14 protein-coding genes are annotated in these 12,631 nt (G+C 73.3%); 7 read left to right on the forward strand and 7 right to left on the reverse strand.

Annotated features, from left to right (window positions below; genetic code table 11):
- Positions 1–43 precede the first annotated feature (43 nt).
- Positions 44–343: a hypothetical protein gene (locus PIR53_18880; GenBank protein WZH52068.1), complete on the forward strand. Its 300-nt coding sequence runs from the start codon at positions 44–46 to the stop codon at positions 341–343.
- A gap of 69 nt (positions 344–412) precedes the next feature.
- Here the strand turns inward: PIR53_18880 and PIR53_18885 are convergent, their stop codons facing one another.
- Together PIR53_18885 and rarD are read right to left on the reverse strand one after the other, a co-directional pair.
- Positions 413–2,545 carry a PhoX family phosphatase gene (locus PIR53_18885; GenBank protein WZH52069.1) on the reverse strand — a complete coding sequence of 711 codons (2,133 nt, stop codon included), beginning with the start codon at positions 2,543–2,545 and terminating at the stop codon, positions 413–415.
- A gap of 122 nt (positions 2,546–2,667) precedes the next feature.
- Entirely contained in the window at positions 2,668–3,585 is a 918-nt protein-coding gene (gene rarD, locus PIR53_18890; protein ID WZH52070.1) for an EamA family transporter RarD, read from the reverse strand.
- 129 nt (positions 3,586–3,714) lie between these two features.
- On the opposite strand from rarD, the gene PIR53_18895 reads away from it, so the two are divergent.
- Genes PIR53_18895 through cysA form a run of 4 tightly spaced genes read left to right on the forward strand, consistent with a single transcriptional unit; the run spans position 3,715 to position 7,528 of the window.
- Positions 3,715–4,737, forward strand: a complete 1,023-nt coding sequence (locus PIR53_18895; protein WZH52071.1) for a sulfate ABC transporter substrate-binding protein — start codon at positions 3,715–3,717, stop codon at positions 4,735–4,737.
- A 7-nt stretch (positions 4,738–4,744) separates the two neighbouring features.
- On the forward strand, positions 4,745–5,644 hold the full coding sequence (gene cysT / locus PIR53_18900) for a sulfate ABC transporter permease subunit CysT (protein ID WZH52072.1): 900 nt from the start codon (positions 4,745–4,747) through the stop codon (positions 5,642–5,644).
- Positions 5,637–6,485 carry a sulfate ABC transporter permease subunit gene (locus PIR53_18905; GenBank protein ID WZH52073.1) on the forward strand — a complete coding sequence of 283 codons (849 nt, stop codon included), beginning with the start codon at positions 5,637–5,639 and terminating at the stop codon, positions 6,483–6,485. Before cysT ends, PIR53_18905 begins: the two co-directional genes overlap by 8 nt.
- The gene (cysA, locus tag PIR53_18910; protein WZH52074.1) at positions 6,482–7,528 is read left to right on the forward strand and encodes a sulfate ABC transporter ATP-binding protein; all 1,047 of its coding nucleotides are present in this window, start codon (positions 6,482–6,484) and stop codon (positions 7,526–7,528) included. The genes PIR53_18905 and cysA overlap by 4 nt, the downstream gene beginning before the upstream one ends.
- A 63-nt stretch (positions 7,529–7,591) precedes the next feature.
- Here cysA and PIR53_18915 read toward each other — a convergent pair whose 3' ends face one another.
- Positions 7,592–7,885 (reverse strand): DUF202 domain-containing protein, encoded by a 294-nt coding sequence (locus PIR53_18915; GenBank protein ID WZH52075.1) that lies wholly within the window; start codon positions 7,883–7,885, stop codon positions 7,592–7,594.
- A 7-nt stretch (positions 7,886–7,892) separates the two neighbouring features.
- Entirely contained in the window at positions 7,893–8,252 is a 360-nt protein-coding gene (locus tag PIR53_18920; protein ID WZH52076.1) for a DUF202 domain-containing protein, read from the reverse strand.
- Between the two features lie 167 nt (positions 8,253–8,419).
- Between PIR53_18920 and PIR53_18925 the strand changes: the two genes are divergently transcribed.
- Positions 8,420–8,560, forward strand: coding sequence for a hypothetical protein (locus tag PIR53_18925; protein WZH52077.1), 141 nt, complete (start codon positions 8,420–8,422; stop codon positions 8,558–8,560).
- Positions 8,561–8,572: 12 nt separating this feature from the next.
- On the opposite strand, the gene PIR53_18930 is transcribed toward PIR53_18925, so the two are convergent.
- Positions 8,573–9,232, reverse strand: a complete 660-nt coding sequence (locus PIR53_18930; protein WZH52078.1) for a thioredoxin domain-containing protein — start codon at positions 9,230–9,232, stop codon at positions 8,573–8,575.
- A 35-nt stretch (positions 9,233–9,267) separates the two neighbouring features.
- Between PIR53_18930 and PIR53_18935 the strand changes: the two genes are divergently transcribed.
- Positions 9,268–10,236 carry an arsenic resistance protein gene (locus PIR53_18935; protein WZH52079.1) on the forward strand — a complete coding sequence of 323 codons (969 nt, stop codon included), beginning with the start codon at positions 9,268–9,270 and terminating at the stop codon, positions 10,234–10,236.
- Here the strand turns inward: PIR53_18935 and PIR53_18940 are convergent.
- The gene (locus tag PIR53_18940) at positions 10,223–11,119 is read right to left on the reverse strand and encodes a M23 family metallopeptidase (GenBank protein WZH52080.1); all 897 of its coding nucleotides are present in this window, start codon (positions 11,117–11,119) and stop codon (positions 10,223–10,225) included. The genes PIR53_18935 and PIR53_18940 overlap by 14 nt on opposite strands.
- 56 nt (positions 11,120–11,175) lie before the next feature.
- Positions 11,176–12,513, reverse strand: coding sequence for a serine/threonine-protein kinase (locus PIR53_18945; protein WZH52081.1), 1,338 nt, complete (start codon positions 12,511–12,513; stop codon positions 11,176–11,178).
- Positions 12,514–12,631: the final 118 nt, after the last annotated feature.

Genomic DNA, 12,631 nt, shown 5'->3' on the forward strand with positions numbered 1-12,631 from the left:
TAGGCTCGACAGCGCTGCGGGAGCCAACTCGGGAGGAATCCACGTGGGTGTCGTCTTCTGGCCGCTCTGGGCCGCCACCGTCGTCGTCGGAGCCGTCTGCCTGCTGCTGCTGGCCACCACGCTGCTCGGCGGCTCGCGCTCGAGCGGCCTGGTCGCGGCGCGGCTCCCGCTGCTGGGCGCCGCCGCGACCGGCCTCGGCGCGGCGATCCCGCTGGCCGTCGCCCGCAGCGGGGCGGAGAGCGGGGCCGGCCTCCTGGTCGCCTGTGTCACCACCGCCGCCGTCGTCGCGGTGTTCGTCGGCCTGGCCGTGGCCCAGGCGAACCGCGCGTCCGGCGGGGCCTAGTCCCGGGTCGTGGTGTCAGACCTGCAGGAATCGCAGGTCTGACACCACGACCGCGGTGGGGGGTGGGGCTCAGGCCTTCCAGACCACCGCGACGCCCGGCCGCGGGTAGCGGTGGGTGTGCGGCCACAGGCCGATGGGCGACGCGAACGTGCCGCCCTCGCCCGGGTGCTGCACGGCCACCCAGACGGTGCGGTCGCCGTGGGTGATGAGCGGGCCGCAGGCCTCGGCGCCGATCGGGGTCGTCAGGAACGACTCGACCTTGCCGCGGTGGGGGCCGTCGACGGGCACGCGGAAGATGCCGTCGTTGGAGCCGATCACGTTGCCGTCGGTCGAGACCCAGAGGTTGCCCTTCGAGTCGAAGGCGACGTTGTCGGGGCAGCTGATCGGGCTGACCTTGTCCTTCGGGTAGCCCGCGAAGTAGGTCTCCGGCGCGGCCGGGTCGCCGCAGACCAGCAGCAGGCGCCACACGAACGTGCCACCCGTGTGGCCGCCGACCGGCTGCATCTCGAGCACGTAGCCGTTCCGGTTGCCCGAGGCGGCCGTGAGCTCGGCGCCCGGCGCGGAGCGCACCATCGACCGCGTGACGGGGTTGGCCTCGTCGGCCGGGTAGCTGCTGCCCCGGTTGGAGTTGTTGGTGAGCGCGGCGTAGACACGGCCGTTGACGGGGTTGGGCTCGACGTCCTCGGGGCGGTCCATGCGGGTCGGGCCCATCTTGTCCGCCGCGAGACGGGTGTCGATGAGCACGTCGGCGACGCTCATGCCGGGCACGTTGCTGACCGTGTCGGTGCACAGCAGGATCCACTGCCCGGTGCCGTCCCAGACGCCGTCCTCGAGCCCGTCGCCCGTCAGCTTCGCGACGTAGAGCGCGCCCTTGCTCAGCAGCTGCTTGTTGTGGCGGCGCGAGGCGGCGTCGGTGCCCTCGCGGTAGGTGTCCTTCGAGATGAACCGGTAGAGGTAGTCGCCCCGCTCGTCGTCACCCATGTAGGCCACGACCTTCTTGTTGGGCGCGATCGCGACGTTGGCGCCCTCGTGCTTGAAGCGGCCGAGCATCGTGTGCTTCACCGGCGGCTCGTCCGGCGAGAGCGGGTCGATCTCGACGATCCAGCCGAAGCGGTTCGGCTCGTTCGGCTCCTTGGCCAGGTCGAAGCGGTCCCAGGTCTGGTACCAGCCCCGCTCGCTGCTGGCCGAGATCCCGTAGCGACGGTACGACGCGGCGTGGGTCGACGGGATGGTGCCGGCGGTCCCGAAGTACTGGTTGAAGTTCTCCTCGCCGGAGAGCACCGTGCCCCACGGCGTGGTGCCGCCGGCGCAGTTGTTGAGCGTGCCGAGGACGCGCTTGCCCGTCGGGTCGGCGGACGTCTTCAGCCGGTCGTGGCCCGCGACGGGTCCGTCGACGACGAACGGCGTCTCGCCGGTGATGCGGCGGTTGTAGCGGACGTTGCTGCTCGTGCTGCGCACCCAGTGGCCCGCGGTCGCGTTCGGACGCTCCACGGCCAGCACGCTCATGCCGTGCGACATCAGCGCGATCCGGCGGATCTCCTCGGCGGTGTACTCACCGGCCGGGAACATGACCTCCTCGTTGGTGTACTCGTGGTTGCACACGAGGAGGGCCTTCGTCGTCGACAGGCTGATGACGCCGACGTAGTCGTTGTTGTAGCCGAACTGCTGCGCGGCGGCCTCGGGGGTCTGGCGGTAGACGTCGAAGGCGGGGGCACCGGGCACGACCGGGTCGCCCCAGGCGGCGACGACGTTGAGCCGGTAGCCGGCCGGCACCGTGAGGGCGTCGCGGCGGTTGGGGGCGACGGGCGTGAAGGGGTCGGTCGAGACCTGCTTGCCGCGGACGGCGCCCGCGGCGGACGCTCCCGCGTCGTACCCGCCGGCGGCGGCCGCCGAGGTCGTCGCGAACCCGCCGAGCACCATCGCGCCGGCGCCGGCGGCGGCGCCGCCGAGCACGGTACGACGCGCGATCGCGGTCCGGATGACGTCCTGGACGTGCTCGTTGCCGGACGTGTTGGGCTCGGGGTGGTCGCAGGCGTTGCCGCAGCGGTAGAGGCAGGTGGCCCAGCTGCGGTTGCCGTGCGGACCGCCCTGCGTCCGGAGCAGGGGCAGGAGGCGTCGGGGTGCGGTCGGGGCGGTCGGCTCGCCGTCGGTGGTGGAGGTCACGGCGGAAGAGGGCGGGGTGGTCCCGTCGAGGTGCGTCATGGGGGCGTCGCTCCTTGCTGGCACGCGCGCCACGGAGGTCGTGACGGCTCGGCGGCAACGTAGGAGCAGCACCTCCGAGGTGGACGAACCCGGGTCGACGCCCGGGTGAACGGCCGCTGTCGCTAGGACGCGGTCGTGGCCCGGGCCGTCAACCGGGCCTGGCGCCGCGCGTGGGTGACCATCTCGGCGGTGAAGACCGCGAGCGCGCACCACACGAGCACGAACCCGATCCACCGCGTCGCGGGCATCTCCTCGCCGAACCACGCGAGCGCCAGCACGAACTGCAGCGTCGGCGCCAAATACTGCAGCAGCCCCAGCACGACCATGGGCACCCGGATGGCGGCGCCCCCGAAGAGCAGCAGGGGGAGGGCGGTGACGATCCCGAGGCCGGCGAAGAGGGCGACCTGCCCCGGACCCTCGGTGGCGAAGACCGCAGCGCCGGTCGCGCCCAGCCACACGACGTACGCGCCCGCGAACGGGACGAGCAGCACGGTCTCGACGGCGAGGCTCTCGACCGCGCCGACGTCGGCCGTCTTCTTGACGAGGCCGTAGGTGCCGAAGCTGAGGGCCAGCAGGACGGCCACGAAGGGGAGCCGCCCGTAGTCGACGGTCAGCACCACGACGGCCACCCCCGCGAGCGCGAGGGCGCCCCACTGGGCGGGACGCAGCCGCTCGCCGAGCACCAGCACCCCCATGAGGACGGTGACGAGCGGGTTCACGAAGTAGCCCAGCGACGTCTCCAGCACGTGGCCCGAGTTCACGCCGTAGATGAAGGTCGCCCAGTTGACGCTGATGGTGAAGGAGGCGACGACGAGGAGGAGGAAGGTACGGCGCGACGCCAGCACGGCGCGCAGGGCGTCGGTGCGCCGCAGCACGACCACGAGGCCGACCATCACGACCGTCGACCACAGCACGCGCTGGGCCAGGATCTCGAACGGGGCGGCGGGCTCCAGCAGCGGGAAGTAGAGGGGGAAGACGCCCCAGAGCGCGTAGGCGCCCGCGCCCATCGCGAACCCGGCGCGCGCGTCGCGGCTGGTCACCGCACGATCCTAGACCTCGAGACCCATGTCCATAAGGTGGACAAAGGAGAGCGACAGAGCCAAGTTGCCTAGTCTTCTCGACATTGTTCAGCGACCGTCCCGAACCGGTCCGCCCGAAAGGTCCCCGAGATGCCCCTGCCCTCCGTCCGCCGCCGCACGTTCCTGGCCGGCTCCGTCGCCACGACCCTCGCCGTGACGCTCGCGGGCTGCGCCAGCGCCAGCGGTGGCGGGGGCGACGACGACAACCGGTTCTTCATCGTCGGTTTCGCCGTCCCCGAGGCCGCCAACGACGCCATCTTCGAGAAGTTCCAGGAGACGCCCGAGGGCGAGGGCCTCGAGCTGTCGGGCTCCTACGGCGCGTCGGGCGACCAGAGCCGCGCCGTCGTCAACGGCGCCGAGGCCGACTACGTGCACTTCTCGCTCGAGGGTGACGTCACCCGCCTCGTCGACGCCGGTCTGGTCGCCGACGACTGGAATTCCGGCCCGACGAAGGGCATCGTCTCCAGCTCCGTCGCCGTCCTCGTCGTCGAGGAGGGCAACCCCCTCGGCATCACGGGCTGGGACGACCTGACCCGCGACGACGTGCAGGTCGTCACCGCCGACCCGGCCTCCTCGGGCGCGGCGCGCTGGAACATCCTCGCGGCGTACGGCGCGCAGATCGCCGCCGGCAAGTCCGAGGCCGAGGCGGAGGACTACATGGTCGACTTCTTCGACCACGTCTCCACCTGGGCCGGCAGCGGCCGCGAGGCGACCGAGGCCTTCGAGAACGGTCTCGGCAACGTGCTCATCAGCTACGAGAACGAGGCGATCCTGACGCGCCAGGAGGGCCGGTCCTACGACTACATCGTCCCCGACACGACCCTCCTCATCGAGAACCCCGGCGCGATCCTGGAGGACGCCAACCCGGCCGCGCAGGACTGGCTCGACTTCGTGCTCTCCGAGGAGGGCCAGACGGAGTTCGTGCGCAAGGGCTTCCGGCCGGTCGGCGACGTCGACATCGACGTGGAGGTCGAGGGCGCCAACGACCCGTCCGACCCGTTCCCGACGCCGACGAACCTGCTGACGATCGCCGACGACTTCGGCGGCTGGTCGGCCACCAACGAGAAGTGGTTCGACGAGGGCGCGCTCTACGAGCAGCTCCGGGCCCGGTGACGTCGTCATGAGCACCACCACGGCCCCCGTCCCGGGCTCCGGCCCGGGCGGGGGCCCGCCCCCCGCCGGCCCGCGGAAGGCGTCCCGACCGGGGCGGCCGCCGCGGCAGCTGCGCGCCTCCGACCGGCTCGGCCCCGGCTCGGGGCTGGGCCTCGGCCTGCTGATGCTGTGGTTCAGCGTCCTCGTGCTCCTGCCCCTCGCTGCCGTCGTGGTCACCGCGACGGAGGGGGGCTGGAGCACGTTCGTGTCCGTCGTCTCCGAGCCCGACACGCGCTCGGCGCTCCTCCTGACGGTGGGCGAGGCCCTCGGCGTCGCGCTCGTCAACGCGGTCGTCGGCACCGTCATCGCGTGGGTGCTGGTGCGCGACGACTTCCGGGGCAAGCGGCTCCTCGAGGTCGTCATCGACGTGCCCTTCGCGCTGCCGACGATCGTCGCCGGCCTCGTGCTGCTGAGCCTCTACGGCCCGCGCAGCCCGATCGGCGTCAACGTGGTCGGCACGCGCACAGGCATCTTCCTCGCCCTGCTCTTCGTCACGCTGCCGTTCGTCGTGCGCACGGTGCAGCCGGTGCTCGCCGAGCTCGACGCGGAGGTCGAGGAGGCGGCGGCGTCGCTGGGGGCCACCCAGGCCACGATCCTGCGCCGGATCATCCTGCCGAGCCTGGTGCCCGCCATCACGGCCGGCACGTCGCTCGCCTTCGCCCGGGCCATCTCCGAGTTCGGCTCGCTCGTGCTCATCGCCGGCAACAAGGCGGGGGAGACCGAGGTGGCCTCGCTGCGGATCCTCAAGTACATCGAGGGCGACTACTACGAGAAGGCGGCGGTGGTGGCGTTCATCCTGCTGCTCGTCTCCGCACTCGTGATCGTCGCGCTCGACGTCGTCTCGCGGAGGGTGGCGGTCCGTGGCTGACTCCCGCCTCATCCGGTCCCGACGCGGGCCGGTCACCTACGTGCTGCGCGTCCTCGTCGTGCTCTACCTGTTCCTGCTCGTCGCGTGGCCGGTCTCGCTCGTCGCGGACCGTGCGTTCCGGGCCACGGGCAACCACGAGGGCGGTGTCGGGCCGTTCCTCGAGCGGCTCACCGACCCGGCCACGGTCTACGCCTTCAACCTGACCATCACGGTGGCCATCTGGGCGGTCATCGCGAACACGGTCTTCGGCGTCGGCATCTCGCTGCTGCTGGTGCGCTACCGGTTCGTGGGGCGGCGCGTGCTCTCCGTGCTCGTCGACCTGCCGCTCAGCGTCTCGCCCGTGGTGGTCGGTCTCGCGCTGGTGCTGGCCTACAGCTCCACGCAGGGCTGGTTCGGCGGCACCCTGGAGACCGTCGGCATCCAGGTCATCTTCTCGACACCGGGCCTCATCCTCGCCACGGCGTTCGTCAGCCTCCCCCTCGTGGTGCGGGAGGTGGTGCCGGTGCTGGAGGAGATCGGCACCGACGCCGAGCAGGCCGCGCGCTCGCTCGGCGCCAACGGTCGCCAGGTTTTCCGGCGCATCACGCTCCCGTCGATCAAGTGGGCGGTCGTGTACGGCGTCGTGCTCACCTCCGCCCGCTCCCTCGGCGAGTTCGGGGCGGTGAAGATCGTCAGCTCGGGCGCGGAGTTCCGCGGCGAGACGGCGACCCTGTTCGTCCACAACCACTACCAGGCGTTCGACGAGCCTGCGGCGTACGCCGCCGCCCTCGTGCTCGTCCTGATCTCGATCATCGCGCTCGTGGTGGTCACCTACCTGCGTCCGAAGGAGGAGCGCGCATGAGCATCGAGGTGCGTGGCGTCACCAAGAAGTACGGCGACTTCGTCGCCCTCGACGACGTGAGCGTCTCGATCCCCACGGGCCGGCTGACGGCGCTCCTCGGCCCCTCCGGCGGCGGCAAGTCGACGCTGCTGCGGATCGTCGCCGGGCTCGAGGTCGCCGACGGCGGCACCGTCGAGATCGAGGGCGTCGACGCGACGGCGCTGCCCCCGCAGCGGCGCAACGTCGGCTTCGTGTTCCAGCACTACGCGGCCTTCAAGCACATGACGGTGGCGAAGAACGTCGCCTTCGGCCTGGAGATCCGCAAGCGCCCCAAGGCCGAGGTCAAGGCGAAGGTGCACGAGCTGCTCGAGCTCGTCCACCTCGAGCAGTTCGCCGACCGCCTGCCCTCGCAGCTCTCGGGCGGCCAGCGCCAGCGCATGGCGCTCGCCCGGGCGCTCGCGGTCGAGCCGTCGGTGCTCCTGCTCGACGAGCCGTTCGGCGCGCTCGACGCGAAGGTCCGCAAGGAGCTGCGCGACTGGCTGCGCCGGCTGCACGACGAGGTGCACGTGACGACCGTCTTCGTGACGCACGACCAGGAGGAGGCCCTCGAGGTCGCCGACGAGATCGTCGTCATCAACGGGGGCCGGATCGAGCAGGTCGGCAGCCCCGACGACCTCTACGACGCCCCGGCCAACGACTTCGTCATGGGCTTCCTGGGCGAGGTCACGGTGCTCGACGGCCACCTCATCCGCCCCCACGACGTCGTCGTCCACACGCTCCCGGCCGCAGCCGGCACGGGCGCGGTGCGGGGCGAGGTCGTCCGGATCACCCGGGTGGGCTTCGAGGTGCGCGTCGCGGTCCGGCCCGACGGTGCCCGCGAGGCGGACGAGGTCGTCGTGACCCTCACGCGCACCTTCGCGCGGTCGCTCGGCCTCGAGGTGGGCTCGACGGTGTGGCTGGAGCCGGAGGACGGTGCTCGCGTGGTGCCCGTGCGCCGCGACGTACCCGTCGGCACCCTCGGTGCCGCCGAGCCGACCGAGCCCTCCGAGGTCCCCGTCGCCTGACCCGTTGCGTCGAGTTGTCACGTACGCCGCGTCGGACGCGGCGTACGTGACAACTCGACGCGCTCAGCCCACCACCGCGGCCACGACCTCGACGGTGCCGAGGGTGAGGACGGCGAGGGCGAGGAGGAGGGGTACGGCGCCGCCCCGGCGCTCCACCGGACGATCGAGCACCCGCCGGGCAAGGAGCACGGCTGCGGCGAAGAGCGCCGCCAACGCTGCGCCGACGACCGCCACGGGGCCGAGCGCACCCAGGCCTAGCCGCCCGATCACCACGGCGGCCACTGCCAGCGACAGGGCGGTGCGCTGCCAGGCCAGCGACGTGCGCTCCGGGGCGGCGGTGTCGCTCGAGTAGGTCACCGGGCGTTCACAGCGACGCCAGCACGACCACGCTCGCGGCCACGAGACCGACCGCGACGAGCACCCCCAGCGGCGACCCCGGCAACGGGGCGCTCAGCCGTAGTGCGCGCTCCGTGCGCGCCCACCGCGCCCACGACGCGAGGGCGCAGACGACGCCGAGCAGGACGAGGAGCACCGCCAGCGGCGTACGGACCCCGTCGTCGAGCCCGAGGTCGACGGCGTCCACGGCGACGCCGCCGGCGACGAAGGCCAGCGACGTGCGGATCCACGCCAGGAACGTGCGCTCGTTGGCGAGGCTGAACCGCGGGTCCGGCTCGTCGCCGACGCCGTAGACCCATCCGGGCCAGCGGGTGCGGGACGTCGACATGCCACCCACGCTAGGTCGCCGCGCCGCGGGCCGGCATCCGGGGCAGACCGACTAGTCAACTACGCCAGGTAGGGAAACGGCGGTCTCCTGCGTTCGTGCCCGATCGTCTGGACTCGTGTGGGACACTTCCTTTTGATCGATAAAAACCTCGAAGGAGCCCCGCACTCATGCGCTACCTGGTGGCCGGTTCGGCCCCGTTCCGGAAGACCCTCGTGGGCGTCGGCCTCGCGGGGGCGTTCGCCCTCTTCGTGCTGGTCGCCTTCGTCGCGGCGATCCTGTCCGCGACCTTCGACCTCGCCCGGCGCTGATCCCCGGCGCGCTCAGCGCGCCAACGCGTCCTCGACCGCGTCGTACAGGTCGCCCACCGTCTCGGGCTGCACCAGCCGGCCGTCGACGTAGAACGTCGGCGTGCCCTGCACGTCGAGGCTGAGCCCGTCGTCGACGTCGCGCCGCACCCGCGCGGCGACCTCCGCCGAGGCGACGTCCGCGTCGTACTGGGTCATGTCGAGCCCCAGGTCCTCCGCGTAGGACCGGAACAGCGCGTCCTTCGGGTCGTCCTGCTCGCCCCATTCCGGCTGGGTCTCGTAGAGCCGGTCCACCATCGCCTCGAGCTCGCCCTGCCGCGCCGCCGCCTCGGCGGCGCGCGCCGCGGGCTCGGCGTTGGCGTGGCCGGACAGCGGGAAGTAGCGCAGCACGAAGGTGACCTCGCCGGCGTGGTCCTTGCGGAGCTGCTCGACGACGGGGTACGCCGCGCGGCACGCCTCGCACTCGAAGTCGAGGAACTCGACGAACGTGACCCCGCTCGAGCCCTCCTCGCCGAGCACGTGGCTGTCCTCGCGCACCAGGGCCGAGGGGCGGGACGTGTCGACCTCCGCCGTCGGCGTCGTGCGGTCCTGCAGGGTCATCGCGAGCACGAGCGCACCCACGAGGAGCACGAGGACGGCTCCGACGACGAGGGCGATGCGGGTCGGGGCGGTCATGCCTCCAGTCTGCGGGGCGGGCTACCGTCCGACCCGTGAGGGGTGTCGTGGCGGGTCTGGAGCGCCACCAGGTCGCGGTCTACCTCCTCGCGATCGTCCTGGCGGGTCTCGGCGGGCTGCTGCTCCCCGGCGCTGCGGCGCTCGACGTCGCGATCGAGCCCGTGCTGGGCCTGCTGCTGTTCGCGACCTTCCTCGGCGTACCGTTCGCGGCCCTCGGGCCCGCCCTCCGCGACGGCCGTTTCCTGCTGGCGCTGCTCGCGCTCAACTTCGTGCTGGTGCCGGTCGTCGTGGGCGCGCTCAGCCGGTTCGTCGCCGCCGACCGCGCAGTGCTCGTCGGCGTGCTGCTCGTGCTGCTGGCGCCGTGCATCGACTACGTCATCGTGTTCGCGGGGCTCGCGGGCGCGGCCGCCGAGCGGCTGCTGGCCGCCGCGCCGCTGCTGATGCTGGCGCAGGCGGTGCTGCTCCCGGCGTACCTCTGGCTGTTCGTCGGCCCCGACGTCGCCGACGTGGTGGAGGTCGGGCCGTTCCTCCACGCCCTGCTGGTGCTCATCGTGCTCCCGCTCGCCGCCGCCGTGCTCGTGCAGCTCGCGGCGCGCCGGGGACGCGCCGGCCGGGTGGTCGTGGACGGCGCGGCAGCGGCGATGGTCCCGCTGATGGCGGCCACGCTCGCCGTGGTGGTCGCCTCCCAGGTGCCGGGCATCGCGGGCGGGCGGCTGACGACGCTGCTCGCCGTGGTCCCCGTGTACGTCGCGTTCCTCGTCGTCATGGCACCCGTCGGTGCCCTCACGGCCCGGGTCGCCGGCGTCGACGCCCCCGCGGCGCGGGCGCTCGTGTTCAGCGGGGCGACCCGCAACTCGCTCGTGGTGCTGCCGCTGGCCCTGGCGCTGCCGGAGGCCTACGCGATCGCGGCGCTCGTCGTCGTCACGCAGACGCTGGTGGAGCTCGTCGGGATGGTGGTCTACGTGCGGCTCGTGCCGCGGCTGGTGCCGCTCACGGGGCCGTGAAGATCTCGCCGTTGCGCGGCATGCCCGGCAGGGCGCTCGCGTGCGGCTCCTTCGCGTAGCCGGTGAACGGCGCGTCGATCTCCCCGGTACACGTGATCGTCGGCCAGGTGAGCGGCAGCCCTGCGGCGGCATCGACGTGCGCGCGGTCCATGAGGTGCACGTGCAGGTGGGGCATCAAGGTGTTGCCGGTGTTGCCGACGCGGCCGAGCTCGGCCCCGGTTGCGACGCGGTCGCCCGCCCGCACCGTCGCCGACCCCTGCCGCAGGTGGGCGTACGCCGCCACGGTGCCGTCGTCGTGCCGCACCAGCACGTGGTTGCCGAGCACCCCCCGGGTGCCGACGACCTCGCGCAGCATCCCCTCGAGCGTGAGCATGAACAGGAGGCCCTGCCAGGTGTCCCGGGCGCGGTGGTCCCCCCGGCGGTCGGTGGCGGCGACGACCTCGCCGGCCGCCATGGCGAGCACCGGTGCGTCGAACCCCGGGTACCGCTCGGGTCGCGTGCCCCGCAGCCCGAAGCGGACGAGGGGCGGGGTGCCCGGTGTCGATCGGCCGCACAGGTCCACCGCACACAGCTGCCCGCGGGTGCGCGTGCCGTGGCTCGGGACCCGCTGGCCGGGACTGTTGACGGCCGTCCAGGTGCCGCGCACCGGGGGCGCGAGCTCCACCGGTGGGCGGGTCGCGGCGGTCGGCGCGACGTTCATGAGGAACGAGAGGGCCACGATCGCCACGATGACGGCACCCACCGTGGCGAACCCGCCCGGGAGCAGACCGTCCCCGGGCACGGCGTCCAGCACCGCGCTCAGCACGTCCACCACCATCAGCACGAACAGGACGGCCAGCAGCCGCGCCCACACGACCCTCGCCCCGGCGATCCCCCGCACCATGGTCGGGCCCCCTCCCTCGACGTGCCCGCCAGCCAAGCAGGGCGCGCCAACCGGCGTCAGTGGCCGCCGCCCCGGCCGTTGCCGCCGCCGTTGCCGCCGCCGTTCCCGCTGCCGTTCCCGTTCCCGTTCCCGCTGTTGTTGCCGGGACCGGCGTTGGGGTTGCCGCTGTTGGCGGCGCCGTTGCTGCCGGGGGTCGGGAGGGGGGACGAGGTCGGGGTCGGGGTCGCCGCGGGCGCCGTGACGACGGGCTCGGACGTCGGCGACGGAGCGGTCGTCGTCACCTGCTCCGCGGTGGCCTCGGACGTGGGGCTCGCGGGGGTCTCCTCGGCGACCACGTCCTGGGGCGTCGTGGGCGCCGGCGCGGGTGCCGGATCGGCGTCGGAGTCGTCGAGCGTGAGGACGAGCGCGACCACGGTGGCCGCGGCCGCGACGAGCAGGCCGGCGACGGTGCGCATGCGCCGGGGTGACGCCGTACGCCGCGGGGCCGCCCCGGTCGGCACCTCCGTCCGCGCGGGAGCGGGCCACGCCTGCGTCTCCTCGGCGACGACGGCCGGGCCCGCGAGCGGGCCGAGCGACCGGGCGGACTCGCGGGCGGCCAGGCTGCGCAGGCGGTCGGCGACCTCCGGGGCGGCGGGCCGGTCGTCGGGGCGGTCGGCCGTCATCGCGCGCAGCAGCTCCACCCAGGCGAGCTCGAGGCCGGCGGGCAGCTCGGGCGCCCGGGTGAGGCGGGCCAGTGCGGCCTCGGTGGCGGGTCCGGGGTAGCAGGCGCGGCCGGTGAGCGACTCGATGAGGCCCAGCCCCAGTGCGTAGACGTCGACCGCGCCGGTCAGCTCCCTCTCGCCCCGCACCTGCTCGGGCGCGAGGTAGGCCGGCGAGCCCACGGTCGTGCCGGTCCGCGTGTGGTGGGCCGTCTCGCCGACGAGCCGGGCGATGCCGAAGTCGGTCAGCCAGACGCGACCGTCGGTGCGGACGAGGACGTTCCCGGGCTTCACGTCGCGGTGGATGATGCCCGCGGCGTGCACGTGCGCGAGCGCGGCGGCCACCTGGGCGCCCACGCCGGCGACGCGGGAGGGCGGCAGCGCGCCGGCACGGCACTCGGTGCGCAGGGTGTGCGCGTCGACGAGCTCCATGACCAGGTAGGGCCGTCCGTCGGCGACGCCGGAGTCGAGCACTGCGACGAGGTTGGGGTGGTCGAGCTCCGCCATGAGGCGCGCCTCATCGACGAACCGCGCGCGATCGGCGTCGTCGAGACCGGCCTCGTGCAGCAGCTTCACGGCGACCTGGCCGCCGGTCGTCGTGTCGATGGCGCGGTGCACCTCCGCCATGCCGCCACGGCCGACGACCTCGTGGAGGGCGTAGCGCCCGGCGAGGAGCGGGCCGGCGGTGTCGGGCATGGAGGTCTCCTCGGCGGGTGCCGGTGTCCGTGCGGTGGTCCGGTGCGTGGGTGTCGCGGTGATCGTGCAGGTCGGCCGCCCGAGGGCCTGGCTCTCGGTACCCGGCCCGGGCCCTGCT

Source organism: Nocardioides alkalitolerans (assembly GCA_038184435.1).
Taxonomy (GTDB): domain Bacteria; phylum Actinomycetota; class Actinomycetes; order Propionibacteriales; family Nocardioidaceae; genus Nocardioides; species Nocardioides alkalitolerans_A.

Bases quoted from the DNA above. Each gene is read 5' to 3' on its own strand.
- PIR53_18885 (WZH52069.1), bottom strand. From the start codon at position 2,545: ATGACGCACCTCGACGGGACCACCCCGCCCTCTTCCGCCGTGACCTCC.
- PIR53_18895 (WZH52071.1), top strand. From the start codon at position 3,715: ATGCCCCTGCCCTCCGTCCGCCGCCGCACGTTCCTGGCCGGCTCCGTC.
- cysT (WZH52072.1), top strand. From the start codon at position 4,745: ATGAGCACCACCACGGCCCCCGTCCCGGGCTCCGGCCCGGGCGGGGGC.
- cysA (WZH52074.1), top strand. From the start codon at position 6,482: ATGAGCATCGAGGTGCGTGGCGTCACCAAGAAGTACGGCGACTTCGTC.
- PIR53_18920 (WZH52076.1), bottom strand. From the start codon at position 8,252: ATGTCGACGTCCCGCACCCGCTGGCCCGGATGGGTCTACGGCGTCGGC.
- PIR53_18925 (WZH52077.1), top strand. From the start codon at position 8,420: ATGCGCTACCTGGTGGCCGGTTCGGCCCCGTTCCGGAAGACCCTCGTG.
- PIR53_18930 (WZH52078.1), bottom strand. From the start codon at position 9,232: ATGACCGCCCCGACCCGCATCGCCCTCGTCGTCGGAGCCGTCCTCGTG.
- PIR53_18940 (WZH52080.1), bottom strand. From the start codon at position 11,119: ATGGTGCGGGGGATCGCCGGGGCGAGGGTCGTGTGGGCGCGGCTGCTG.
- PIR53_18945 (WZH52081.1), bottom strand. From the start codon at position 12,513: ATGCCCGACACCGCCGGCCCGCTCCTCGCCGGGCGCTACGCCCTCCAC.